The organism is Nisaea sp. (assembly GCF_017640745.1).
Classification (GTDB): domain Bacteria; phylum Pseudomonadota; class Alphaproteobacteria; order Thalassobaculales; family Thalassobaculaceae; genus Nisaea.
Window position 1 is genome coordinate 100,584 of record NZ_JAEPQA010000006.1, and the last position, 24,435, is coordinate 125,018.

Sequence of the window (24,435 nt, forward strand, 5' to 3'; positions counted from 1 at the left end):
ATGCTGATGGAAAGTATCTACTACGTCCTCTCCTGGGCCTGTCACCGGCGCTGCAAACATTGCTACGAGGAGCGCTTCCGGCCCTATGTGCGCGACGAGCTCAAGGCGGTCGTCAGCGCGGCGGAAGAGAATTTCCCGAAGATCATCGCCAATCTACCGGAACGCCTGACCTATCTCGACCTTGAGCAGCCGGACGATTCCGCCCCGGGCCGTTATGTCGAACGGACCAGCCGGGTGATCGTCTCCGGCGGCGAGGTCCTCTTGGACCCGGTGCGCGAGAGGATCCTCTATCCAGCGCTGGAACAGATCCGCGACAAGTACCGGGCGCAGGGCGGAGTGAAACTGGTGGTACAGACCACCGGTGACCTGCTGACCGAAAAGATCATCGAGGAGCTGCTGGAACGCGGGATATACATGATCTCCGTCGCGGGCATGGACGATTTCCATGTCGGCATGGAGGGCGAGAAACGCGTCCCGCTGCAGGAGCAGCTGACCCGCTGGTTCGAGGCTGCCGGCATGCGCCCCTTCCTGCACGATCCGAAAGTCCGTGCCTGGGACGATGACGGCCCCAACTTCTCCTTCTTCGGCGCGACCGAGGATGCCTGGATCGGCAAGATCTGGCCGCGCGGCCGGGCCTGGTCGAACGGTCTCTCCCGCGCCACCATCTCGGACAATTTCTGCAACGCCTGGTCCGGCGGCCTCAATTTCCTGAACCGGCGCTACTCCGGCTCCGAGGTTTCCATCGATCCCAACGGCGACGTCTTCCCCTGCTGCCTGAAGACCAAGGCCCCGCTCGGCACCCTGACCGAGGAACGGCTGGAGGACATCATCGACAGCCTGGTCGGCCATCCGGCCTTCGAGGCGATCTCGATGGGCCATCCGGAGCGCATGGGGATCGCTCACGGTTGGGATGTCGAAACGTTCCTCAAGAAATCCGAAACAGTGACGGTCGACGGCCGCCCCTACCGGAATCTCTGCATCGGCTGCGACCGCTTCCATACCGAAGTGCTCGCCGGCGTGCTCGAGGAAGCACGGTTGAAGAGGCTTTCGCTCAAGAGTCAGGACGCAGCCGACTAGGCCTTCTTATCTGTCCCGCGGACCGCTGGTCGCCAGCATCACCGAATAGACGCTCGACGTCGCGGTGATGAACAGCCGGTTCCGTTTCGGGCCGCCGAAACAAAGGTTCGAAACCCGCTCCGGGATGAAGATCTTCCCGATCAGGGTGCCGTCGGGATGAATGCAGTGCACGCCATCAGCGGCGCTGGTCCAGATCCGGCCCTTGTTGTCGAAGCGGAAGCCATCGAAGAAGCCGTTCTCACACTCCGCGAACACGTCACCGCCCGTCAGTTTGTTGTCTGCCGTGACATCGAACACGCGGATATGTTTCGGCCCGTCCGGATAGCGCGACGCACCGCTGTCCACGATGTAGAGCTTCGACTCGTCCAGCGAGAAAGCGAGACCGTTCGGACAGGTGAAATCGTCGGTGACCTGTGTGATCGCACCCGTGCTGCCGTCGATCCGGTAGACATGCTGGCCGCCGATCTCCTCCTCGCCTTCGAACCCCTCATAGTCGGACTCGATACCGTAGGCCGGGTCGGTGAACCAGATCGAGCCGTCCGACTTCACCACCACATCGTTCGGACTGTTGAACCGCTTGCCCTCGAAGCGGTCGGCGAGAGTTTCGATGGTGCCGTCATGGTTCGTCCGGGTGACGCTGCGGCTGCCATGCTCGCAGCAGATCTGCCTTCCCTCGCGGTCGAGGATACTGCCGTTCACATTGGCGCCCTCACCGGCCCGGAACACGCCAACCGCGCCTGAACATTCATCCCAGCGCAGCCGCCGGTCGTTCGGAATGTCGCTCCAGATCAGGGATTTGTAGGCGGGGACATAGACCGGCCCCTCGGTCCATTTCCCGCCGGTCCAGATCCGTTCGACCGTCTCGATGATCTTGACGCTTCGCCGGAAACGTTCGTCCCGGATCTCATAGTCGCTCGCAGCCATGTCCCATCCCCCCGAATGAAATTTGCGGCCATTCTTGCGCAACCCCGACGCGAGGTCTTCCCATTTTCGATCCAAGTCGGCAGGCTCCCTCTCAACAAACGGGAACAGAGGGGGAAACGATGGAACAGCGCTACGACGCCAAGGCCCTGGCGGACTTCGCCACCAGCCTTTTCGAGGCCGCCGGGCTGGACCGGGACAAGGCGGAGACGATCGGTCCGCTGCTGGTCGAGGCCGATCTCATGGGGCACACGACCCACGGCCTGCAGCTCTGCGCGCCCTACCTGAAAGCCCTCGAAGACGGAACGATGGAGAAGCAGGGCGGACCCGAGGTACTGAGCGACCGCGGCGCCGTCGTCACCTGGGACGGCCGCCGCCTGCCCGGTGTCTGGCTGACCGCGCGGGCCGTCGATCTCGGTGTCGAGCGGGCGAAACTCTACGGCACCGCCAGCATCGCGATCCGGCGGAGCCATCACATCGCCTGCCTCGCGGTCTTCCTCGAACACGCCACCCGGCAGGGCTGCATGGTGCAGATCACCTCCTCCGACCCCGCGGTTGCCAGCGTCGCGCCCTATGGCGGCACGGAACCGGTCTTCACCCCCGACCCGATCGCCGTCGGCATCCCGACAGGGGGCGACCCGATCCTGATCGATACCAGCGCCTCGATCACGACCAACGGTCTCACGGGACGGCTGCACGGCGAGGGCAAGAAACTTCCCGGGAAATGGGTTCAGGATGCGGACGGCACCGCGAGCGACGATCCGGCGGTGCTGTTCAGCGATCCCCCCGGCACCATCCTGCCGATCGGCGGAAAGGAATACGGGCACAAGGGCTACGGCCTCGCCCTTATGATCGAAGCGCTGACGCAAGGTCTTGCAGGTCATGGCCGGGCGGACCCCGCCGAGGGCTGGGGCGCCGGCGTCCACATCCAGATCAGCGATCCGACGGCCTTTTCCGGCCGCGACGCCTTCAACCGGCAGATCGATCACATCGTCAAACGCTGCCATGAAAACAAACCGGTCGCAGGCGGCGCGCCCGTACGCTTGCCCGGCCAAAACGCGCTCGCCAAACGCAAGAACGCGACGGCTTCGGGGGTCGATCTTTATCCCGGAATCATGGACGCGCTGAAACCCTGGGCGGCGAAATACGGACTGGTGCCGCCCGAGTCACTTTGAAGCGGCACACAACGTGATATCCAATTGATAAATAACAATATATTGGACAAATACACATAAAAAATATCTTTTTATTGCAGTGCAATATTTCCTGGATGCGACGGCTTCAATTCCTTGCCAACAGGATGTCAGCCTGCAATGCTTCGCGCTCCAATCGGTCCGGACGTCCCGTCCGACTTGGCGGAACGGCATCGGCAGATGCCTCTGCTGCGCAAAAAACCGTTCAATGAGCAGGAGTGGACATGAAAAGATTACTTGCTGCGTCAGCGTTAGCTTCGCTGGCGGTCGTCTCCGCAATCCCGGCGGCCCTCGCCGGCAAGGCGGACGACACCCTCAATATCGTCTGGGAACGCGAGCTGGAGAACGTTGATTTCTATTTCAACACCGCTCGCGAAGGCATCATTTTCTCCCGGTTGACCTGGGATGGCCTGCTGTATCGCGACCCGAAGACGATGGATTACGTCCCGCTGATCGCGAAGTCCTACAAGTGGGTCGACGACGTCACGCTCGAGTTCGAGCTTCGCGAAGGCCTGACCTTCCACAATGGCGAGGAACTCGACGCCGACGACGTGGTCTACACCTACAACTGGGTCTCCGACCCGGCGAACGGGATGAAGACCCCGAGCAACGTCAACTGGATCAAGACCGCCGAGAAGGTCGACAAGTACAAGGTGCTGGTGCACCTGAAGGAACCCTTCCCGGCTGCGCTCGAATTCGTCTCCGGCACCCTGCCGATCTACCCGAAGGACTATTATTCGGAAGTCGGTCCGGACGGCATGGGCCTGAAGCCGGTCGGTTCCGGCCCCTACAAGGTCCTCGAAGTCGAGCCGGGCAAGAAGGTCGTCTGGGAAAAGTTCGACGGCTACATGAAGGGCGGCCCCAAGGGGACGCCGACGATCGGCAAGATCATTCAGCGCACCATTCCGGAGCGCAACACCCAGATCGCCGAACTGCTCGCCGGCCGCGCCGACTGGATGTGGCGAGTGCCTGCCGACCAGGCCGATCGCCTGCAGTCCTCCGGCAAGGTGCAGGTCGTCAACGAGCAGACCTTCCGCATCGGCTACCTGACGATGGATGCCACCGGCATCGTAGCCGATACGCCGCTGAAGGACGAACGGGTCCGCAAGGCGATCTCCCATGCGATCGACCGCAAGGCCATCGTCGAGGCTCTGGTGCGTGGAAAGTCCTCCGTCGTCGACTCCGCCTGCTTCCCGTCTCAGGTCGGCTGCACGACGGACGTTCCGAAGTACGAATACGATCCGAAGAAAGCGAAGGCCCTGCTGGCCGAAGCCGGCTATCCGGACGGCTTCGCGATCGACTTCTTCGCCTATCGCAACCGCGATTACGCTGAAGCGATGATCGGCTTCCTGAACCAGGTCGGCATCAAGGTGAATTTCAGCTATCTGAAATACGCCGCGCTGCGTGACAAGATCCGGGCCAAGGAAGTGCCGTTCGCCTTCATGACCTGGGGCTCCAACTCGGTGAACGACGTCTCCGCGATCACCAGCCACTTTTTCGGTGGTACCAATGACGACCTCGCGCAGGATCCGAAGGTTCAGGAATTGCTGAACAAGGGCGACACGACGGTCGACCTTAAGGCACGCGAAGCCGCCTACAAGGAAGCCCTGACCATCATCGCGGAAAAGGCCTACTGGCTGCCGCTCTGGTCCTACAACACCAACTACGCGTTCTCGAACGACCTTAATTTCACCCCGACCGCGGATGAAATTCCCCGGTTCTTTAACGCGAGCTGGAAATAAGATCTAATCGCACCGGCCCCTGCAAAAGCGGGGGCCGGCTGCCACCCCTCAAAGAACAAACGCGCCGCCGGCAAAACGCGGCGGGCGCGCGGGACGCACGATAATGCTGGTCTACACGCTGAAACGCCTGTTCATAGCGTTTCTGGTCGCTCTCACGGTTTCGTTGATCACCTTCTCGCTGACCTATGTCGCGGGCGATCCGGCGACCGCGATCGCCGGCGAAGCGGCGACGGAAGCCGATATCGAATACATTCGAGAGCTGTACGGTTTCGACCGCCCGATACTGATCCAGTATGCGGAATGGTTCCTCAACGCCATGCAGGGCGATTTCGGTCAGAGCTTCTATTTCAAGCTCCCGGTCGCCGACATCCTGTTCGAGCGGCTTCCGATTTCCATGACCCTCGGGGTCTGCGCCATCACCTTTGCGATCTCCCTGTCGATTCCGCTCGGCGTGCTGGCGGCGATGCGGCCGAACAGCTTTCTCGACCGGCTGGCGCTTGGCATTTCCGTCGTCGGACAGGCCATGCCGAGTTTCTGGTTCGCGCTGATGCTGATCGTCATCTTCGCGGTCTGGTATCCGATCCTGCCGACCACAGGGTCTGAGTCCTGGGAGCATTTCATCCTGCCGACCATCGTGCTCGGCTATTACGCCACGCCGGCCATCATGCGGCTGACGCGGACCGGAATGCTGGAAGTGCTCGGCTCCGATTATATCCGTACCGCGCGGGCCAAGGGCCTGCCGCAACATGTCGTGCTGTTCAAGCACGCCCTGCGCAACGCGGTGATCCCCGTCGTCTCGCTGGCGGCGGTCCAGTTCGGTTTCATGCTCGGCGGCTCGATCGTGATCGAGAGCATCTTCGCCCTGCACGGCGCCGGCTATCTCGCCTGGGAGTCGATTGGACGCAACGACCTGCCGGTGGTGCAGGCCGTGGTGCTCATCTTCTCGCTGTTCTACATCGTTCTGACTTTTCTTTCGGATCTGCTGAATGCCTGGCTGGATCCGCGGATCCGGGTGGGCTGACGCCATGACGACGACCATTGCAAATCGCGGCCTTCCCGCCGCCGAGGACATTGTCGGCCCGACCCCGGGCCAGCAGCTCCGTCGGCGTATCTTCGGGCATCGTGGCCTGATGATCGGCGGGGGCATCCTCCTCGTGATGTTCCTGATGGCGCTCACCGCGCCCTTGATCGCGCCGCACGATCCGTACATGCAGAGCCTGCTGTCCCGGGTGAAGCCGCCGGTCTGGGTTACCGGCAACTGGGACCACGTCCTCGGGACGGATCAGCTCGGCCGGGACTATCTCTCCCGCCTCATGTACGGCGCCCAGATCTCGCTGCTGATCGGCTTCGCCGCCGCCTTCATATCCGGCGTGATCGGCACGGCGATGGGCGTGGCCGCAGGCTATTTCGGCGGTCGGGTCGACATGGTCGTGACTTTCCTCATCACGGTCCGCCTCTCCATGCCGGTGGTGCTCGTCGCTCTTGCGGTCGTGGCCCTCATCGGCGGTTCGCTGACCGTCGTGATCAGCGTGCTCGGCCTGCTTCTCTGGGACCGCTACGCCGTCGTCATGCGTTCGGCCACCCTGCAGATCCGGCAGATGGACTATGTCGCCGCCGCCAAGGCTGTCGGCTGTTCCACACCGCGCATCCTGCTGACCGAGATCATGCCGAATATCGTCAACAACCTGATTGTGGTCGCGACCCTGGAAATGGCCCACGCCATCCTGCTGGAAGCGGCTCTTTCCTTCCTCGGCATGGGCGTTCAGCCCCCGACCCCGTCCTGGGGCCTCATGGTCTCGGAGGGCAAGGACTACATCCTCTTCGAGTCCTGGATGATCATGATTCCCGGCGTCGCCCTCTTCCTGCTCGTGCTCGCGATCAATCTGGTCGGCGACGGGATCCGCGACGTCACCGCGCCGGAGGCCCGGAACTGATGCCGGCCCCGATGAATTCTGGAACAGGAGCTTAAAGTGTCAGCCGTTCTCGAAGTCAAAGGCCTTACGGTCGATATTCCGGTCGCGGCCGGCGACCTGCATGCCGTGCGCGGCATCGACTTCTCTGTTGAGAAGGGCGAGACCCTTTGCATCGTCGGCGAGTCCGGTTGCGGCAAGTCGCTCACCTCGCTCTCGATCATGGGCCTGCTGCCGAAGCGGGCGAAGATCGCCGCCGAGACGATGGAATTCGCCGGCACCGATCTGCTCGGCATGAAAGAAAAGGAACTGGCGTCGATCCGGGGCAACCGGATGGCAATGATCTTCCAGGAGCCGATGACCTCGCTCAATCCGGCCTATACCATCGGCAACCAGCTGATGGAGCCCTATATTCGGCACAAGAAAGCGAGCGACAAGGAAGCCCGCGAGCGGGCGATCTATCTGCTGGAGCGGGTCGGTATCACCGCCGCCGCCAGCCGGCTCTCGCAGTATCCGCACCAGCTTTCGGGCGGGCTCCGCCAGCGCGTTATGATCGCGATGGCGCTGATGTGCGACCCTGAACTGATCATCGCGGACGAGCCGACAACCGCGCTCGACGTCACGATCCAGGCCCAGATCCTGCACCTGCTGGCGGAGCTCCGGAACGAGTTCAATTCGGCCCTGATCCTGATCACCCACGATCTCGGCGTGGTCGCCCGGGTCGCGGACAAGGTCGCGGTCATGTATGCCGGGAAGATCGTCGAAGCCGGTACCGTCGAGGAGATCTTCAGAAAGCCGCTGCACCCCTATACCCAGGGCCTCATCAACTGCATCCCGGTCCCGGGCAAGACCGCCCGCGGGTCGCGCCTAGGGTCCATTCCGGGGATCGTCCCGACCCTGATCGGCGACATCAGGGGTTGCAGCTTCCGCAACCGCTGCGCCTTCGCGCATGACGCCTGCGACACCGCCGACCCATACCATTCCCTCGCGCCGGGGCGCGGCTACCGCTGCACCCTCGACGTCGCGACCTGTGAAGCCAATGCCAAGGAGCTTGTATCCGCATGACCGGAGCGACCGTTCCTCCCGTCCTCGAAATGCGGGACGTCACCAAGACCTTCATGATCCGCCGGGGCATCTTCAGCCCGAAGCAGCCGCTGCACGCGGTGAACGGCATTTCGATCAGCATCAACAAGGGCGACGTGCTCGGCCTCGTCGGCGAGTCCGGCTGCGGCAAGTCCACGCTGGCGAAAATGCTGCTCGGTCTCGAGCCGCCGACCTCGGGCGAGATCTTCATCGACGGCGAGCCCGCCTATCAGGGCGGCAGCCGGACCGCGGTCGCGCGCCGCATCCAGCCGATCTTCCAGGACCCGTATTCTTCCCTCAACCCGCGCAAGACCATCGGCTCGATCATTTCCCTGCCGCTGCGCGTCCACAAGGTCGGGGAGCCCTCGACCTGGCGCAAATCCGTCGAGGACATGCTCGACATCGTCGGCCTGCCGCGCCGGGTCTATGACAGCTATCCGAACCAGCTTTCAGGCGGCCAGCGCCAGCGCGTCGCCATCGCCCGTGCACTGATCATGAAGCCGGAGATCGTGATCTGCGACGAGCCGACCTCGGCGCTCGACGTCTCGGTCCAGTCGCAGATCCTGAACCTGCTGATGGATCTCCGCGAGGAGCTCGGTCTCACCTATGTGCTGATCAGTCACAACCTCGCCGTGGTCGAACATATCGCGACCAAGGTAGCGGTGATGTATCTCGGACGGATCGTCGAGGAAACGGACACCGCCGCCCTGTTCGAGAAGGCGCGGCATCCCTATACCGAAGCACTGCTCGACTCCGTGCTGACGCCGGAGCCCGGACTCGGCGTCCCGGACAGCGGTCTCGGCATCGCCTTCCCGAACCCGATCAACCCGCCGAGCGGCTGCACCTTCCATCCGCGCTGCGTGAAGGCCTTCGGGCCGTGTTCCCAGACCAAACCGCCGGTGATCCAGGATGCCGACGGCAAGGTCGAGTGCCATCTCTACGCCTAGGCTCCCTGGGCGACCGCTCCGGCGTCATTTGAGTGTCATGATCGGCGGCTAGTCTGTGCGTCCCACCTTCGCCCAGCTTCCGGGACCGCCATGACACTCACCTTCGCCACCTACAACATCCAGTTCGGCCTCGGTCAGGACGGGCAGTTCGATATCTTGCGCATCGCCGACGCTGTCGCGGAGGCCGACATCGTCTGTTTCCAGGAGGTCGTCCAGGGCTGGCCGCGCGACAGTTACGAGGATCAGGCGGCGGCCCTTGCCGGGCGGCTGAACTATTTCTATGTCTTCGGCTCCACCTTCGATGTCGACGGCAGCACCCGCGACGAGGACGGCAAGGTCGTGAACCGCCGCCGCACCTTCGGGAATATGGTGGCGAGCCGCTGGCCGATCTCGGCCTCCCGCACCCTGCATTTGCGCAAGAAGCCCTCACCTGGCGTGTTCGATCTGCAGCGCTGCGCCGTCGAGGCTATCGTCGAGGTGCCGGGCGGCCCGCTCCGGGTCTACAGCACCCATCTCGGCCATCAGGCGCCGTCCCATCGCATGCCGCAGGTTGAGGCGCTGCGCGAGTACATCTTCCGCGCGCCATACGAAGCGGCCCCGATCGATGCCCCGCACCCCCAGCCTCCGGAATCCGCTTTCGACTGGACCGAAGGCCTCCCCTTCACACCGGCTCCGCGGAGCGCGATCCTGGCCGGCGATTTCAATTGCCGGCCGACCTCCGAGGAATACGCCCATCTCTGCGGCGAGCCGCACCACAAACACGGCCGGACCCGGCACTATGACCAGTTGGTCGACACCTGGGTTGCCTCGGGGCACGGAGAGGAAGGCGTCTCGACGATCTACAACAGGGACGGCGCTTACAAGATCGACCACGTGCTGGTCACCGAAGACCTCGCGCCGAAGGTGAAGAGCAGCCGCGTCGCGACCGACGTCACCGCGTCCGATCATTACCCGGTCTTCGTCGAATTCGACGTTTAGAGAGCTCGGGCAGGTCACGCCCGGGTCTACCCGTATCCGGCGCTGAGACGAGCCTTCCCCCATAATTACGCACGACTTCGGTTATTTTTCCGACATGCAGGCCGCTGCAATTCGCCCCATGGGCAGGCGGATAGCGGCTCCGGAGTCAAATATCATTGTTCTCGCATTTCATTTAATTTACAGTAATTCATTCTATTTTGAGTTGTTAATTAATTGAATCTGATTGTTGGAATGGGAAGTGTGCTTGGATTTGAGGTCTTTTTGACCCCGGAAAACTGAATATCCAACCATCAATTTGTAAATATCGGCAGCCTCTCTCCAATTCACACGCATACAGCAATCAGGCAAGACGGTACTTCCACGGCGAAATACCGATCATCCATAATATCCAATCAGGGAATTGATTAAATGAGAGGAACGATAATTACACAAAGCAGGGCAGGACTCTTCGCTCTGCTAATTGCTCTGTCCGTTTCCGCCTGCGCGACACCGGATCTGGGTCCCTTCGCCGAGCAAACAGCAAACCTCAAGGCAGCGATCGTCTCCGAGCAGACTGAGATCAAGACGAAACACATTTCGGTCACGGAACTGACCAAAGCGGTTTACGGCAGCTCCGAATGTCCGGACGAGCTTGTAAAGATAAAGGATGAAGACGCGACGGCCTTGAGCTCTTTTTGCAAAGCAAGAAGAGCGTCCGAGCTCTACAAGCTGGAAGCCGCAAAAATCGAGGCATCGCTGACAATTGCGGTTGCTTACAGTGAAAAGCTGAAAGAAGTCGCGGAGGCCGGCGAGACCGGAGACGAGGCTTTTGTCGAAATTCTGGGCACCGTTCGGGATACGGCCAGTACCGTCGGTGCCGTGGTTCCGGGTGTGGCGGCTGCAGGCGGCATCTTTGAGAAGATCGGCGCAACGGCAGCGGATCTCATCACCAAACATCAGGCAAACCGCACGCTCCTCGAGGCCATGGACATTTCCGACACCTTGTGGATCGAGATCATGGAAGCGGACGTAAAGGGACTCTATTCCCGCACCGGTTCGCAAACCTGGATGGCAAAAGGCCTCGCTTCTTCGGAAATGGCACTCCGGAATTCGGAAACCGGCATTCAGTTGCTCGGCTTCTACCACTCCCTGAATGTCGACGGCAGACCGGATACTCGCTTCCAGCGCTATCTCGGTGACCTCAGGAAGAAAATCTCGAAGTCCGACCCGTCGAAATGGATCTGCGAAGGTGCGCCTCAAGACGACGAGGAATGCATACGCGAAGAGGATTTGCAGACCCTCTCCGCCACATATCAGATCCTTGGCATGATGGCCCCCCGCTACGAGAAGCATACCGACCGGATCGTGGCTGCCTTGAAGTGGGAAGCAGCACGAGCGGAGTCGGCCGAGCGCATCTACATCGCGGTGTCGAAATGGCGGGAGGAGCACGCGAAGATAACCGAATATCTCCGGAAATGCGCCGCATTTGAAGACGGCATATTCGAATGCAAGAAGCTCAATTTCGCCACGCTCAAGTCGCTGACCGACTCGCTCAAGGCGACGGCTTCCAAAAGCACCGAATAATCTGAAACACGGAGATCGACATGCATCTTACGGACATCGAACACGCCCGCGCAGACGGTGCAAAACTTGAACTGATCCTGGCGAATATCTATGCGGCCATTAAGGCGAACGACATCGCGAAATTCGATACCCATCGCGAGGCGCTGCAGAATTTCATCGTGAACGGCAATACCCACCCGGATATTGCCCAGAGAGCGAACGACGCCCTGCTTGAGATCGGCACCGGGATCACCGCCTCTTCCCTGGCTATGATGGCCGAACAGGCCGATCGCATGGTGATTGCCGGGGCCGGATTGAAAGCTGCGATTGAAGTTCTCGAGAGCGGCAAGGCGGAATTGTTTTTCCCGACACTTGCCTCGGCCTCGAAACGCCTCGCCGATCTTTTCGCGACCCTGAAAGAGGCGGCAGACGAAATCGGTGGAGATATCACCGATGTCGATGGCCTTGGCGACCTGCCGGATCTGATCGGGGAAATCGCCGACAAGGGCCAGACCGTCCTCGATAAGCTCAAGAACGCCGACAAGGCCTGACCGCGAACCTGTATCAACGGAGGGACTGCGCGGACAAAGCCGCGCAGTCCCTTAGGAAGGCGTGATCTCCTGCCGTCGCCTGCGCCGCGCGACGGCTTCGCGGTGCGCAATGTAGGACACGCTGCCGACGATGATCGCCGCGCCGATCCAGGTGAAAATCTCCGGCACCTCGCCAAAGATCGCGAAGCCGATGATGGCGGACCAGACCAACTGGACGAACTTGATCGGCTGGATCGCCGACATCTCGGCGACCTTGAAGCCCTGGGTCATCAGCAGGTGCCCGAGGGTCGCGAGACCCGCCGTCGCGGCCACCAGCAGCAGTTCCTCAAAGGTCGGCGAGCGCCAGACATAGATCGCCGGGCCGAGCGTGAAGAGCGTGACGAAGACCGAGAGATAGGCCACCACGGCCGGCCCGCTCTCGGTCAGTGTCAGTTTCTTCGCGACAATGTCGGCGCAGGCAAAGACCGGCGCCGCGATCAGCATCGCGATTGCGCCCGGATCGACCACCGCGTAGCCGGGGCGGATGATGATCAGCGCCCCGAGCAGACCGGTGACGATGGCGATGATGCGGCGGATCCGGATCGCCTCGCCGAGAAAGAGGGCGGCGAGAAGCGTCGTGTAGACCGGCGCCGTGAAGCCCATGGCCGTCACTTCGGCGAGCGGCATGCGCGACATGGCATAGAACCAGAGCAGCACGCCGCCGCCATGCAGGAAGCCGCGCAGGGCATGCAGCGGCAGCCTGGCATTGCGAACGTCCGACGGTCTCAGCTTCAGAAAGAACGGCGCCATGAAGAATAGCGCGAAGGCGTAGCGCAGGAAGCCGGTCTGCACCGGATCAAGCGTCGCGCCGACATAGCGCACGATCGCCATGAAGCAGGAAAAGACCAGCCCGGAGAGGGCGATCCAGATCATGCCCTGGACGTTGGGCGATATGGCGAGGAAACGGGACTGAAGCTCTCGGAACAGGGCGCGGATCATCTTTGCCTGTTGGAAAGAATAAGGATTTCTTACCCGCCACTATTTCACATTCGGGAAATAAAAACAGCCTTTCGCGCAACCGGAAGTCACTAATCCGGCAGGCCGATCGGAGGATCCTATTCCACCTCACTGCTGGCGAGCAGATGGAGACGGGCTTTCTGGGCGCCGCGGATATGCTGCCGCATCAGCCGCTCCGCCAGTTCGGCGTCCTTGGCGGCGATGGCCTCGACGATGGCAGAGTGCTCCTTCTTTGCCTCCTCCGAACGGCCTTCGACCTCCATGGTCGTCGGCCCGAGAAGCGCCATCGCGTCCTGCAGCACATTGAGGGTCTTCAGCAGGTACCTGTTGTGAGCGGCGTGATAGAGCGCGCTGTGGTAGCGGCGATTGTGCCCGGCCACCGAGGACGGCTTGCCCTTGCTCCCCGGATCGAGCGAGACCAGTTCCTGCAGGATCGCGACTTCCGCCTCCGACGCGCGGCGCGCGGCGAGCCCCGCGGCCGTGCCTTCCAGCACCTCACGCATGAAATAGAGTTCCATGATCGCCTGATGGTCGAGTTCCGAGATCACCATGCCGCGGTAAGGCGCGAAGCTCAGCAGCCCGTCCGCCTCGAGGCGCCGGAATGCCTCCCGCACCGGCGTGCGGCTGACGTCCAGCTTCTCCGCCATCTCGTTCTCGCGCACCCGCTGACCGGGTTTCAGCTCTCCCGACCGGATGGCCTCCTTGAGCTTCAGATACGCCGTTTCGCCACGCGGCTCCCCCGCCGGGGAGCTGTGGCCGTCCTTCGCTAGACGCTTGCGGGTCATGACCAATCCACTCACTGTCCGGCCGCCCTGAGGGCCGGAAACACGCATCAGGAAGTCACCATAATGTAACCGCGCGCCGGCTCCCACCACGAAGTCCCCGGCCCGTAGAGATGCGACTGGCCCGGACCTTGCGTGTCGGCTAGGGTGTCTCGCCTTCAGAAAGAGCGTCCGGTCCCGCCATGCCCTACGTTTATCCGATCCCCAATCTCCTGCCGCAGGAACTCGTCGCCGAAATCAACAACAGGATACAGTCCGAACCCGATGCCTGGGTCGATGCGCGGCATGCCGTCGAGCGCCGGAAAGGCGCGAAAAGCAATCAGGAGCTCGCCGCCGACAGCGATTTACGGATGCAGATCTCGGATGCGATCACGACAGTGCTGCGCGACTATCAGCGCCGGGAGTCCCTGCTCTTCACCTTCCTCGCCGCGCCGTCGAAAATCGGCAAGTTCCGTGTCTCCAAGACCGGGAAAGGCGGCTCGCACGGCGACCATATGGACAGCAACGTCATGAGCCGGGGAACGGCGGAGGAAGTGCGCGCCGACCTCTCGATGACGATCTTCCTGTCCGACCCCGAGAGCTATGAGGGCGGTGAGCTGGTCATCGACAGCGACATGACCTTCGCGCCGAGTTTCAAGATGCCGGCCGGCGGCGCGGTGCTCTACGCCACCAACTCCATCCACCGGGTGAACCGGGTTACCGCCGGCGAGCGGCTCGCCGCCATCACCTGGATCGAGAGCGAGATCGCGGATGCCTTCATGCGCCAGATGAACGCAGACCTGCTGCAATGCCTGAACGCGGTGTCGCAGAATGCGGAGCAGAACCCGCAGCTCTCGACCTTTCTCACGCTGAAACTGGAAAAGATCCGGAGCAACCTGCAGAAACGGGCGCGCTGAGCGCGTCCCTTCAGGCGCTGCGGTCCTTGTTCTTCGTGCCGTAGGTCCCGTCCGGATTCTGGACGAGATCGACGACGCCGTCTTCCTTCGCAGAGCCTTGCGAGGCAGAGCCGTTCCCGGCCGTTTCCTTCAGCTTCTGCTTGCGCGCCTGATCGAGCCGGGTCACCAGCTTGAAGCCGTACCAGATGGCCGCGAGAACGGCGAAGAGAACGAGGATTTTCTGCAGACTGAACATTTGACCGTTTTAGCTGATCGCACCGGGAGTTCAAGAGCCTCAAGAAGGCTTGAGCAGATACCTGACGACACCGTGACCGTGCGCCGGCACCTCGCGCCGCTCGACCAGCTCCATGCCGAGCTTCTCCAGCACCTTGTGCGAGACCGCGTTGTCGCCGCGCGAGAAGGCCACCAGTTCGGGCAGCTCGAGCACTTTCATGGCCACATCCCGCGCCGCCGTTGCCGCTTCCGTCGCATAGCCCTTGCCGCGAAAAGACGGAAACAGCCCGTAAGAGATCTCGACATCCTTGCCTTCGTCCACATGACGCAACCCGCATTCGCCGCAGAAGGCGCCGGTCTCCCGCTCCAGAACGGCGTAGAGACCGAATCCGTGCGTCTCCCAGTGCCGCATCAGAACGTCGAAGGCCGCGCTCGCCGCCTCCGGGTTCCTCGGGCCGTATTTCCGGATCGCCATGACCTCGGGATCGCCGTAGAAGCGGATCATTTCCGTGCGGTCCGCCTCGACGAAGCGGCGCAGGGTGAGACGGTCTGTTTCCAGCCGCTCGGGCGCCGTCCTGACCATCCTGCTTTCGGGGGTTCTGTCCATGAAGCGAGACTATCAGGCGCCGGGCGCCGAACACAGCATTGCTGAAAGAAACTGTTGAATTACCGGCCCGTTGGTTCATTTCTGAAAGAGCGAGCCGGAAAACCGGCGATGGGGTGCGTCCGGAGCGAGGGAGAGCCAGCATGAAAGCCGCAGAACTGACACGTGTGGGACCTGCCGAGCAGGTCGTCGTCTGCAAGGAAGTCCCGGACGCCCCGGCGCCCGGCAAGGGCGAGGCGACGATCGAGCTGATCGCTTGTTCTATCAATCCGGCGGACATTCTCGGCATCGAGGGCAATTACGCCAGCATCCCCGAGACGCCCTCTCCCCTGGGGATCGAGGGCGCCGGTCGTGTGACCGCAATCGGCGATGGGGTGAAGGACCTCGCGGTCGGCGATCTCGTGATGAGCCTCTACCGCGCGAACTGGAGCCAGCACCTGACCCTTCCGGCGGATCAACTGGTGAAGCTGCCGGCAAAAATCGATCCCGAACAGGCGGCGATGATGAAGGTCAACGCGGCAACCGCCCTGCTCATGCTGCAGAAATTCGTGAAGCTGAAGCCCGACGACTGGGTGATGCAGAATGCGGCCAATTCCGGCGTCGGGACCGACGTGATCAAGCTTGCCCGCAAGCTCGACCTGCACACCGTCAGCGTCGTCCGCCGCAAGGAACTGATCCGGCCCATGCATGACATGGGCGCCAATGTCGTCGTGCTGGAAGGCCCGGACCTCGCGAAACGGGTCGCCTCGGCGACGAACGGCGCCGAGATCAAGCTCGGGCTCGATGCTGTCGCCGGCACCGCGGTTCAGGATATGGCCGAATGTCTCGCGCCCGGCGGCACCATCGTGAATTACGGACTGCTGAGCGGAAAGCCGTGCACGCTCGACCCGCACCAGGTCGTCTTCCGCGACATCACCCTCACCGGCTTCTGGCTGGCAAAGCTGATGCGCGGCATGTCGAAGAAAAAGATCCGGGAGCTCTACGGGGAACTCTCCGGGTATTTCCTCGACGGCACACTCAAGGTCGCGGTCGAGGCGCGGTACGGGCTGGAAGACATCCAGAAGGCGATGGCCCATGCCAAGCGAGAGGGCCGGGGCGGCAAGGTCCTGCTGCGCCCGAACGGGTGAGGCTCAGAGCCCGAACCTGTTCCAGAGCAGCCGCTCCTCGATCGCCGCGATCAGACCGTGCGCGAGGGACGGCATCTCTCCCGCCGAACCTGACGAACGGCTTCCGCGCCGGAGCCTTTGCCAGAACGAGACGCGCGGACCGTAGCTCCGGAAGCGCACGTCCTCGCCATAGCGCTCCCGCATCACCGTGCGAAGGTCGCCGAGCCGGTCGACGATGCCGAGTGCGAGCGCCTTCTGGCCGGTCCAGACCGCGCCGCTGAACAGCTCCTCGTCCTCGCCCTTGAGCTTGCCGCCGCGGCGCCGGCGGACGACCTTCTTGAAGCCCTCGTAGAGATCCTGCTGCAGGGCCTCCAGCCGCTCCACATCCTCAGGTTTTTCAGCCTGGAACGGGTCAAGCATGCCCTTCGCCGTGCCCTTGGTGTGAACCCGGCGCTCGATCCCGAGCTTCGCGATCGCGTCCTGCAGACCGAAGCCCGCCGTGATCACGCCGATGGAGCCGACCACGGAGGACGGGTGCGCGACGATCTCGTCTGCCGCCTGGGCGATCCAGTATCCGCCGGAAGCGCAGAGATCCTCGGTGAAGGCGATGACCGGCTTCTCATATTCGCGGGCCAGCGCCTCGATCCGGCTCTTGATCAGGTCCGACTGCACCGGCGAGCCGCCGGGAGAATTGATCAGCAGAGCCACCGCACTGGTCCGGCGAGAGGCGAAGGCGGCTTCGAGGATACCGTCGAAGCGCTCGATATTAAGCCCCTGGCGGAACGAGCCGAGATCGCCGATGGGGCCTTTCAAACGGATCACCGCGACCTCGGGATCGCGCGGATGGAACGGGTTGAGCCACGACCAGCGGCGACGGGGCATCTGCTGCTCCTCTATTCGGACGGGGCCGGCGCCAGCGCGCACCCGGTCTCCAGGGCGGCAGCGACGGCCGGGGAATAACTCCCATCCATATTGTGCAGGACGATCCCGCTTGAAAGGGCAAGCGGGGAGCGCACGCCCTTGCGCGCGATCAGCACCACCCGCTTCGCCCGCCGTCCCGGCTTCGGATAGAGCGGATGGACCTCGATCCCGCCGAAGCGCCGGTCGAGCGGCGCCAGCAGGTCCGCCAGCCGGTCCGCCCGCTGGATCATCGCGAACCGCCCCTTGTGCCGGAGTGCACGGAACGCGGCCTCGATCCAGTCCGCCGCCACACTATTCGCCTCGACATGCGCCGCCGCCTTCAACCGGTTCGCCGACGGGTCGGCCGTCTCCGGCGCCTGGTAGGGCGGGTTGGCGAGCACGAGATCGAATGCGCCTTCCTCGAACAGCGGCGGGCGCGCCTCGATCCGTCCCTGCCGGACCTCGAAACGGTCGGCGGCGCCGTTCAGCACGGCGTTCCGGCGGGCGAGCTCGCACATTTCCGGCTCCGCCTCGATGCCGGCGACCGAGAGTTCCGGCACACGCGCCAGCAGGCAGAGCGGGATCGCCCCCGCGCCGCAGCCGAGATCCAGCACGCGCATGCCCGCCTCCGCCGGCGCCATCGCCGCCAGCAGAACCGGATCGATTGCGGCGCGATACCCGGCTGCCGGCTGCAGAAAGCGCACCCTGCCGCCGAGCAGGCTGTCCTCGGTGACCGCCACCGGAGGCTCAGTCTTCGTCGAGAGGCTCACCCGCCTCCTCCAGAACGCGTTTCGCCAGATCATAATCCTCGTCGCGGACCGCAAGCCGGCGCGGGATCGCGTTGGCGCTGCCTTCGAGCACGCTCATATGACTGTCGAGCACCAGCGGCTCGACCCCGGCATCGCGCAGCAGCGCGCCAAGGAAGGAAAGCCGGACAAGGTCGGTCGTACGCAGCAGTTCCTTCATGGCGAGTTCCCGGAAACCTGTATCTCTTGCGGACCGTCGCGGTGGCATATTTCGCTGTGCGGCACCGAAGCGCGGGCGCGAGACTTGACCGCCCGATTTGCGGACCTATGCTCGCTGCGCGATTGAAGGGCGTCAAGCGACACGGAGTTTGCCTTGGGCGTGGTTGTGGATTTCGGAGACGGCGGAAAGCGCAAGGCTTCCATCGAGGGCCTCTCGAATTTGGTGAAGGCCGATCTCGACCGGGTCAACAAGACCATCATCGAGAACATGCAGAGCCCGGTGGCGCTGATCCCGCAGCTCGCGGGTCACCTGATCGCCGCCGGCGGCAAGCGCCTTCGCCCGATGCTGACCCTCGGCGCGGCCGCGCTCTGCGGCTACAAGGGCGAGCGGCATGTGAAGCTCGCGGCCTGCGTCGAGTTCATCCATACCGCCACCCTGCTGCATGACGACGTGGTCGACGAGAGCGAGCTCCGGCGCGGCCGGGAAAGCGCCAACGCGGTCTGGGGCAACCAGGCGAGCGTTCTGGTCGGCGACTTCCTGTTCAGCCGCTCCTTCCAGCTGATGACCGCCGACGGGTCGATCGAGGTCATGCGTATCCTCTCCGAGGCCAGTGCCGTGATCGCCGAGGGCGAGGTGCAGCAGCTCATCACCACCAACGACACCGAGACCGACGAGAGCGCCTATCTCGAGGTGATCCGCGGCAAGACCGCGAAGCTCTTTGCTGCCGCCGCCGAAGTCGGCGCGGTGGTCGCCGAACGCCCGAAGGCGGAGCAGCAGGCGCTCGAGAGCTACGGCATGAATCTCGGCATCGCCTTCCAGCTCGTGGACGACGTGCTGGACTATTCGGCGCAGCAGGAGAAGCTCGGCAAGACCGTCGGCGACGATTTCCAGGAGGGCAAGATCACCCTGCCGGTGATCCTCGCCTTCCGCCGCGGCGACGACGAGGAGCGCGCCTTCTGGCGCCGCACCCTGCAGGATCTCGACCAGCAGGACGGCGACCTCGCCCATGCGCAGGCGCTGATGGCGAAGCACAACACGCTCGCCGACAGCCTCGACCGCGCCCGCCACTACGCCGCCATCGCGCGCGACGCGCTCGGGCTTTTCGAGGACGGGGACGCCAAGCAGGCGCTGATCGACGTGGTCGATTTCTGCGTCGAACGGGCCTATTGAGCGGCGATCCGCAAAAACTTGTAACGGAATGAAAATCACCGCTTGATGCGGTCGGGAGGCCACGCTATATAGCGCCCTCTCGTCGGTCGGGGAGTAGCTCAGCCTGGTAGAGCACTGTCTTCGGGAGGCAGGGGCCGGAGGTTCGAATCCTCTCTCCCCGACCAAAATTTCCTAAGGAAATCAACGAGTTACAAAAAGAAGACCGCCTTCGAGGCGGTCTTTTTTTGCCATAATTTTATGGTGATTATGGTGAGTTTATGTCAGATCCAAAAATAATTGGATCGCCTATTTGAGGATTATTTCCTCTCAACCCAAACAAATCACTGTAAAAAGATAGCAAAACAATACTACAGGAAGCCCATTCTATTCCTCATCGCTGAAAAAGTGTGCCGACGGTTTATTTTTGTAAGCACACTCATTCTTTGGATGGCAGATACAACTCCGCAGTGCTTATAGATTCTAGCACCTGATCTTGCGGATCGATGTCTTCGTGAGGCTGCTCACATACTTCAGACGACACACCACGCAGGACACTGAGCCGGCGTTCAAGGGCATCAGCAATCCCGATTAAGCTGAAGATGCACGAAGCTACGTCGCCGATATCTTTAGCTTCGGCCTCTGCGCTTTGTCCGTAGATACGATTCTGATCTTTCTTACCGCCAGTGTACCAGATGACATTGAAGTTGCCGGTCTCTGGATGTTTCCCCCACAAACCATGTGCGTAGTGATTGCGCCAGGTCTGCACCTCCTCCACATACTTCTCCAGTGTACTAATCGCGCTTCCCGCCTTCTCGTCGTTGATATGCCGGTCAAACAACAGCCGCAGCATGATCAACTTCGAGCGCATGTTTATCCTGGTAGTGATGATCCTTCCGGTCTTGTTGTCGGCGTCAAGGATGCGCCAGATCGATCGATCAATAGATGATTCGAGGTAAGCCCAAGCGGCCATGACCTTGCCTATCTGTTCATATTGTTCGGTTGAGAGCTCAGGCGTGATGACGTATGTGGGCATTGGGACGCTCCGAATTGAATACGATCCGACGTGGAATGAAGTCGCAATCTCGTGTCAAAACGAAACGGGACGCCGAAGCGCCCCGCCGCCGTTCATCCAAGTAGGGCGTAGGCAGCAACTAGCCATTTAAGGCAGTTGGCCACGTCCAAGTGGACAGTCAGCTGTGCTGTGAATCTCATCACGCTCTCGCATAACGAGCCCACAGGCCTGTGAGCGTTTCGCTCTGCATTTGTATACCGCCCCGTGCATGGCGGTTGCCTGCCCCTATGTACAACTTGGAGCTGGCATCGGACACAGTCCCCGATTGCTTCACCTTTTCCTTCCATCTCTTTGGTAAGGCGGGCCATTGGCTTGCGCCCATCGCCGAGGCTAAGGAACAGGGCCGGATCGGCTATGCACCCTTTAGCCGCTCCCGGTACGGAGCGACACACGGCCTACCTGAGCCGTTCCCTCCATCAGGGATCGCCCACTGGGCTCCCCTTTGGCGAGTGCTGGCATTGTGACTGATTCAATCATTGAGAGTCGATAGGTAGAAGTTTAACCACGCCAACGAGATCACCCAGTGTCTCGCTGGAGCACTCGACAGAAGTTGAGGCACCCGATTGCGAACGACACTGCCTCGGTAGGTCAGGGGTTGAGCATGACCCCTGCCTTGATAATACAGGGGTCATACACCCTCTCAGCTAACCTGCTACGGTAGGAACTTGGCGGAATCCCTAGGCGTTCACCCAGAGCAGGACGAAATAGACTCATCTGAGCTATCTTTTTCCCTACGCTTAAGTCTTTGGATATGTTGAGAAAATATCTTTTAGTATCGATTGGCTTACTTCGGGAGGCAGGGGCCGGAGGTTCGAATCCTCTCTCCCCGACCATTTAACCTCACTGCCTCACCCCTTCATTTCCGTATCTGTCGCCCTCGGGGGTACCGGGATATTTCCCGGGCCCGGACCGCGTCAGAACTCGTCGCGCAGCGGACGGAAGAACTCCCGGATATCCACCGCCAGCGCCTCGGGCTGCTCCAGGGCGGCGAAGTGACCGCCCTTCTCCATCACGCTCCATTGCCGGATGTCGGTATAGACCCTTTCCGCGACGGATCGCGGCGGGCGGCGGATTTCCTTCGGGAAGGCGGCGTAGGCCGTCGGCACGTCGACCGTCCTGCCGTCCGGGATCGGCCATTCCCCGTGCAGCCGGTCGTAGTACGGCCAGAAGGACGAGCCGATCGCGCCGGTGAACCAGTAGAGGCTGATATTCGCGAGCATCCGGTCGCGGCCGACCGCCGTCTCCAGATCGCCCTCGTGATCGGTCCAGACATGGAACTTCTCGACGATCCAGGCGGCGAGCCCGACCGGCGAGTCCGTCAGGCCGTAGGCCAGCGTCTGCGGCCGGGTCGCCTGGATCTGGGTATAGCCGGTCTCCTCCTTCAGCCAGACCGCCATTTCCTCGGCATAGCGGCGCTCTTCCGGCGTCGCGTTTTCCGGCGGCACCGGGTCCGGCTGGTTGCCGAGAAGGTTGAGATGGATCCCGGAGAGCTTCTCCGGGTGGCGGATGCCGAGGGCGGAACAGGCATAGGCGCCCCAGTCGCCGCCCTGCGCGGCGAACTTCCGGTAGCCGAGCACATCGACCATGAGCGCGGCGAAGCAGTCCGCGATCCGGTTGATGCCAAAGCGTTCCTGCCCAGCCCGGAAAGACAGTCCGAAGCCCGGAAGCGACGGCGCGACCACCGTGAAGGCGTCCGCCGCGTCGCCGCCGAAGCGGGCCGGGTCGGTCAGCCGGGGGATCAGTTCCATGAACTCGAAGACCGATCCGGGCCAGCCATGCATCAGCAGAAGCGGCTTCGGATCCGGGCCGATGCCCGGGACATGCAGGTAATGCAGCCCGATCCCGTCCAGTTCGACCTTGAACTGCGGAAAACCGTTGAGGAGCCGTTCCTCGGCCCGCCAGTCGAACCCCGTGCGCCAGTATTCCGCGAGCGACTGCATGTAGGAGAGATCGGTTCCATAGGCCCAAGGCCCGTCCGGCGCCTGGTCGGGAAAACGCGTTCGTTCGAGCCGCGACCGCAGGTCTGCGATGGCCTCGTCGGAAACGTGCAGGGTCCAGGGAGTGGGTTCGGATGCCATGGGGGAGACCTCTCCGGCGGATGCGATGCACAGGCTCCCAAGAAGATGCGGGCCCATCAACAGAAACCTGTTCAAGGCCCGCCGCAGCGCCTCGATCGCGTGCGCAAGCGAAAGAATCCCGGACTTTCCACCGGCGCGGAAATTCAGTTCTCGCCTCCGCCGAAAACCGGCATGCTCGCTTCCGGACGGCTTTGGGGTGTGGGGCTTGCGCTAAAAATGAAAAGCAGAAAAAACGGGTTTCTCGCGGCGCTTCTGGTCGCCTTTCTTGTCGCCTTCTCCACGGGTCCGGCCGGCGCCGCCATGCCGAGCGAGGAAGAGCGGGACATTCTCATCGTCAGCACGCTGCTGCGCTTCAACGACGCCAATCTGAGCGGCAATTACTCGGTGTTCCGCGAGATGGCGTCCCTCGACTTCCAGAAACAGAACAGCGAACAGGACATCGCCCGCGCCTTTGCCGATTTCAGGCAGGAAGCCGTCAATATCGAGGAAGTCGCGGTGCGGGAAATCCTCCCCGACGAGGACGGCGAGACCGTGCATGACGGTGTTCTCCGGCTCTCCGGCGAGATCGAGCTCAGCCGCTTCCGCATGACCTACCTGTTGCGCTTCCAGGCGGAACGCGGCGTGTGGCGGCTCTACTCGATCAATGTCGACCTGAGGCAATAGGTGCGTGACGGCCTGATCCCCGGACCGGGCCTTTCCGTCCGAGGCAGGGAAAAGCCCCTTGGAACCGTTAGTTCCCCAGAACCTTGGCGATCATCGCATTGATCATGGAAGCCGGAGATTCGATCACGCCGCGATCGCCGGGATCGACCAGAAAATCCAGGATATCCGAGGCCAGACCTGAGGCCTGCGCGTCGCTCAGGCCGCAAGAACACAGCTTCTCGGCGAGTTCGTCCGCATTCAGTTCGAGGTATCCGCTGAACCGCACAGGATCGGTCTCTCCGCCAGGAAGACGCAGGCTGAGGACCCGGCCGGCGATCGGACGCATCTCCGCATCGCTCAGGGTCACGCCGCTCATCACTCCGGCCAGAATGGCGGCGGGCGCTGGCGGAATCGAATAGGTGAAATTGATCGCCATCTCCGCATCGCTGTCGATGATCGGAGCGGTCATGTTGCGCCCGACGCGCTGGACCACGCCCGTCATGCGCAACTCGCCCCAGGGCAGACATTCAAGATAGCCGCACTGAAACCGGCCGTCGGAATCCCGCGAGAGGGTTGTCACTCCGACGATCAGCGTTCCGGGACGATGCGGTGACCAGGCGCGGGAAACCGAGAAATAGCTTCCGGCGAGATAGGCCGGAAGCGGACCGCCTGGCTCCTGTGTCTCCGCGGATGGAGTCTCTGTTTCATCCGGGCCGGTTTCCTCGGAGAGGGGCGGCAGCAGGTCGTCGTAGCGCGCTGAAACAGCGCTGTAGAATTCCTCGTAACCGCTGTTCCGCAGCCACTCCCCCGTCGCCTCCATTTCAAGCAGCTGCGCGAGGTCGTCGTAAACCGCCCGATTGCGCGGGCTCGACCGGCCCTGGATCCACTTGTAGGCGCGTATCGGGTCATATGCGGTTTCCGGATTGAGCGCCTTGAGACGGGCATAAAGCGCTTTCTGGGTTTCGCATCCGGCAATGCGCATGATCACGCGAAGCTTGTCGGAGAACGGCCGATTCATGGAAAACGCCGGAGCCTTTCCGTGATGACCGAAACATTTTTGGAAAAATTGGAATTTCCAAACATACAC

The 24,435-nt window shown here is 62.3% G+C and carries 25 protein-coding genes and 1 tRNA gene; 15 read left to right on the top strand and 11 right to left on the bottom strand.

Features of this window, described 5'->3' with window-relative positions:
• Nucleotides 1-6 precede the first annotated feature (6 nt).
• On the top strand, nucleotides 7-1,077 hold the full coding sequence (locus JJ959_RS06665; RefSeq protein WP_292881172.1) for a radical SAM/SPASM domain-containing protein: 1,071 nt from the start codon (nucleotides 7-9) through the stop codon (nucleotides 1,075-1,077).
• Between the two features lie 6 nt (nucleotides 1,078-1,083).
• On the opposite strand, the gene JJ959_RS06670 is transcribed toward JJ959_RS06665, so the two are convergent.
• Complete coding sequence (locus tag JJ959_RS06670) at nucleotides 1,084-2,001, bottom strand: SMP-30/gluconolactonase/LRE family protein (protein ID WP_292881175.1); 918 nt, start codon at nucleotides 1,999-2,001, stop codon at nucleotides 1,084-1,086.
• A gap of 119 nt (nucleotides 2,002-2,120) precedes the next feature.
• On the opposite strand from JJ959_RS06670, the gene JJ959_RS06675 reads away from it, so the two are divergent.
• From JJ959_RS06675 to JJ959_RS06715, 9 genes are all read left to right on the top strand, one after another.
• On the top strand, nucleotides 2,121-3,173 hold the full coding sequence (locus tag JJ959_RS06675) for an Ldh family oxidoreductase (protein ID WP_292881178.1): 1,053 nt from the start codon (nucleotides 2,121-2,123) through the stop codon (nucleotides 3,171-3,173).
• A 242-nt stretch (nucleotides 3,174-3,415) separates the two neighbouring features.
• The gene (locus tag JJ959_RS06680) at nucleotides 3,416-4,933 is read left to right on the top strand and encodes an ABC transporter substrate-binding protein (RefSeq protein ID WP_292881180.1); all 1,518 of its coding nucleotides are present in this window, start codon (nucleotides 3,416-3,418) and stop codon (nucleotides 4,931-4,933) included.
• A gap of 103 nt (nucleotides 4,934-5,036) precedes the next feature.
• Complete coding sequence (locus tag JJ959_RS06685; protein ID WP_292881183.1) at nucleotides 5,037-5,954, top strand: ABC transporter permease; 918 nt, start codon at nucleotides 5,037-5,039, stop codon at nucleotides 5,952-5,954.
• A gap of 4 nt (nucleotides 5,955-5,958) precedes the next feature.
• The gene (locus JJ959_RS06690; protein WP_292881186.1) at nucleotides 5,959-6,867 is read left to right on the top strand and encodes an ABC transporter permease; all 909 of its coding nucleotides are present in this window, start codon (nucleotides 5,959-5,961) and stop codon (nucleotides 6,865-6,867) included.
• Between the two features lie 36 nt (nucleotides 6,868-6,903).
• Nucleotides 6,904-7,908 carry an ABC transporter ATP-binding protein gene (locus tag JJ959_RS06695; protein WP_292881189.1) on the top strand — a complete coding sequence of 335 codons (1,005 nt, stop codon included), beginning with the start codon at nucleotides 6,904-6,906 and terminating at the stop codon, nucleotides 7,906-7,908.
• Nucleotides 7,905-8,873, top strand: coding sequence for an oligopeptide/dipeptide ABC transporter ATP-binding protein (locus JJ959_RS06700; protein ID WP_292881191.1), 969 nt, complete (start codon nucleotides 7,905-7,907; stop codon nucleotides 8,871-8,873). Before JJ959_RS06695 ends, JJ959_RS06700 begins: the two co-directional genes overlap by 4 nt.
• A gap of 90 nt (nucleotides 8,874-8,963) precedes the next feature.
• Nucleotides 8,964-9,851: an endonuclease/exonuclease/phosphatase family protein gene (locus JJ959_RS06705; RefSeq protein ID WP_292881194.1), complete on the top strand. Its 888-nt coding sequence runs from the start codon at nucleotides 8,964-8,966 to the stop codon at nucleotides 9,849-9,851.
• Nucleotides 9,852-10,259: 408 nt separating this feature from the next.
• Nucleotides 10,260-11,414 (top strand): hypothetical protein, encoded by a 1,155-nt coding sequence (locus JJ959_RS06710; RefSeq protein WP_292881196.1) that lies wholly within the window; start codon nucleotides 10,260-10,262, stop codon nucleotides 11,412-11,414.
• Between the two features lie 20 nt (nucleotides 11,415-11,434).
• Nucleotides 11,435-11,944 (top strand): hypothetical protein, encoded by a 510-nt coding sequence (locus JJ959_RS06715; protein ID WP_292881199.1) that lies wholly within the window; start codon nucleotides 11,435-11,437, stop codon nucleotides 11,942-11,944.
• A 51-nt stretch (nucleotides 11,945-11,995) separates the two neighbouring features.
• Here JJ959_RS06715 and JJ959_RS06720 read toward each other — a convergent pair whose 3' ends face one another.
• Both JJ959_RS06720 and JJ959_RS06725 read right to left on the bottom strand, forming a co-directional pair.
• A complete protein-coding gene (locus JJ959_RS06720) occupies nucleotides 11,996-12,922 on the bottom strand; it encodes a DMT family transporter (protein WP_292881202.1) in 927 nt (308 codons plus the stop codon).
• 116 nt (nucleotides 12,923-13,038) lie between these two features.
• Entirely contained in the window at nucleotides 13,039-13,725 is a 687-nt protein-coding gene (locus JJ959_RS06725; protein ID WP_292881205.1) for a GntR family transcriptional regulator, read from the bottom strand.
• A gap of 179 nt (nucleotides 13,726-13,904) precedes the next feature.
• Between JJ959_RS06725 and JJ959_RS06730 the strand changes: the two genes are divergently transcribed.
• Nucleotides 13,905-14,618 carry a Fe2+-dependent dioxygenase gene (locus JJ959_RS06730; RefSeq protein ID WP_292881206.1) on the top strand — a complete coding sequence of 238 codons (714 nt, stop codon included), beginning with the start codon at nucleotides 13,905-13,907 and terminating at the stop codon, nucleotides 14,616-14,618.
• A gap of 10 nt (nucleotides 14,619-14,628) precedes the next feature.
• Here the strand turns inward: JJ959_RS06730 and JJ959_RS06735 are convergent, their stop codons facing one another.
• Together JJ959_RS06735 and JJ959_RS06740 are read right to left on the bottom strand one after the other, a co-directional pair.
• Nucleotides 14,629-14,853, bottom strand: coding sequence for a hypothetical protein (locus JJ959_RS06735; RefSeq protein WP_292881209.1), 225 nt, complete (start codon nucleotides 14,851-14,853; stop codon nucleotides 14,629-14,631).
• 39 nt (nucleotides 14,854-14,892) lie between these two features.
• On the bottom strand, nucleotides 14,893-15,414 hold the full coding sequence (locus JJ959_RS06740; protein ID WP_292881211.1) for a GNAT family N-acetyltransferase: 522 nt from the start codon (nucleotides 15,412-15,414) through the stop codon (nucleotides 14,893-14,895).
• 164 nt (nucleotides 15,415-15,578) lie between these two features.
• Here JJ959_RS06740 and JJ959_RS06745 point away from each other — a divergent pair, with 164 nt between their 5' ends.
• Nucleotides 15,579-16,562 carry a zinc-dependent alcohol dehydrogenase family protein gene (locus JJ959_RS06745; RefSeq protein WP_292881214.1) on the top strand — a complete coding sequence of 328 codons (984 nt, stop codon included), beginning with the start codon at nucleotides 15,579-15,581 and terminating at the stop codon, nucleotides 16,560-16,562.
• Between the two features lie 3 nt (nucleotides 16,563-16,565).
• Here JJ959_RS06745 and JJ959_RS06750 read toward each other — a convergent pair whose 3' ends face one another.
• From JJ959_RS06750 to JJ959_RS06760, 3 genes are read right to left on the bottom strand one after another with little or no spacing between them, the layout of a single operon-like run.
• Entirely contained in the window at nucleotides 16,566-17,423 is an 858-nt protein-coding gene (locus JJ959_RS06750) for a S49 family peptidase (RefSeq protein WP_292881216.1), read from the bottom strand.
• 11 nt (nucleotides 17,424-17,434) lie between these two features.
• A complete protein-coding gene (locus JJ959_RS06755) occupies nucleotides 17,435-18,211 on the bottom strand; it encodes a methyltransferase (protein WP_292881218.1) in 777 nt (258 codons plus the stop codon).
• A complete protein-coding gene (locus JJ959_RS06760) occupies nucleotides 18,189-18,407 on the bottom strand; it encodes a DUF2007 domain-containing protein (RefSeq protein ID WP_292881221.1) in 219 nt (72 codons plus the stop codon). The genes JJ959_RS06755 and JJ959_RS06760 overlap by 23 nt, the downstream gene beginning before the upstream one ends.
• Before the next feature lie 153 nt (nucleotides 18,408-18,560).
• Between JJ959_RS06760 and JJ959_RS06765 the strand changes: the two genes are divergently transcribed.
• Entirely contained in the window at nucleotides 18,561-19,577 is a 1,017-nt protein-coding gene (locus JJ959_RS06765) for a polyprenyl synthetase family protein (RefSeq protein WP_292881224.1), read from the top strand.
• Between the two features lie 87 nt (nucleotides 19,578-19,664).
• Nucleotides 19,665-19,741, top strand: a tRNA-Pro gene (locus JJ959_RS06770).
• Between the two features lie 251 nt (nucleotides 19,742-19,992).
• Here the strand turns inward: JJ959_RS06770 and JJ959_RS06775 are convergent.
• Together JJ959_RS06775 and JJ959_RS06780 are read right to left on the bottom strand one after the other, a co-directional pair.
• Nucleotides 19,993-20,589, bottom strand: coding sequence for a hypothetical protein (locus tag JJ959_RS06775; RefSeq protein WP_292881226.1), 597 nt, complete (start codon nucleotides 20,587-20,589; stop codon nucleotides 19,993-19,995).
• 953 nt (nucleotides 20,590-21,542) lie between these two features.
• A complete protein-coding gene (locus JJ959_RS06780) occupies nucleotides 21,543-22,706 on the bottom strand; it encodes an epoxide hydrolase family protein (RefSeq protein ID WP_292881227.1) in 1,164 nt (387 codons plus the stop codon).
• A 216-nt stretch (nucleotides 22,707-22,922) separates the two neighbouring features.
• Between JJ959_RS06780 and JJ959_RS06785 the strand changes: the two genes are divergently transcribed.
• Nucleotides 22,923-23,369 carry a hypothetical protein gene (locus JJ959_RS06785; protein WP_292881230.1) on the top strand — a complete coding sequence of 149 codons (447 nt, stop codon included), beginning with the start codon at nucleotides 22,923-22,925 and terminating at the stop codon, nucleotides 23,367-23,369.
• 67 nt (nucleotides 23,370-23,436) lie between these two features.
• Here the strand turns inward: JJ959_RS06785 and JJ959_RS06790 are convergent, their stop codons facing one another.
• Complete coding sequence (locus JJ959_RS06790; RefSeq protein WP_292881232.1) at nucleotides 23,437-24,366, bottom strand: hypothetical protein; 930 nt, start codon at nucleotides 24,364-24,366, stop codon at nucleotides 23,437-23,439.
• Nucleotides 24,367-24,435: the final 69 nt, after the last annotated feature.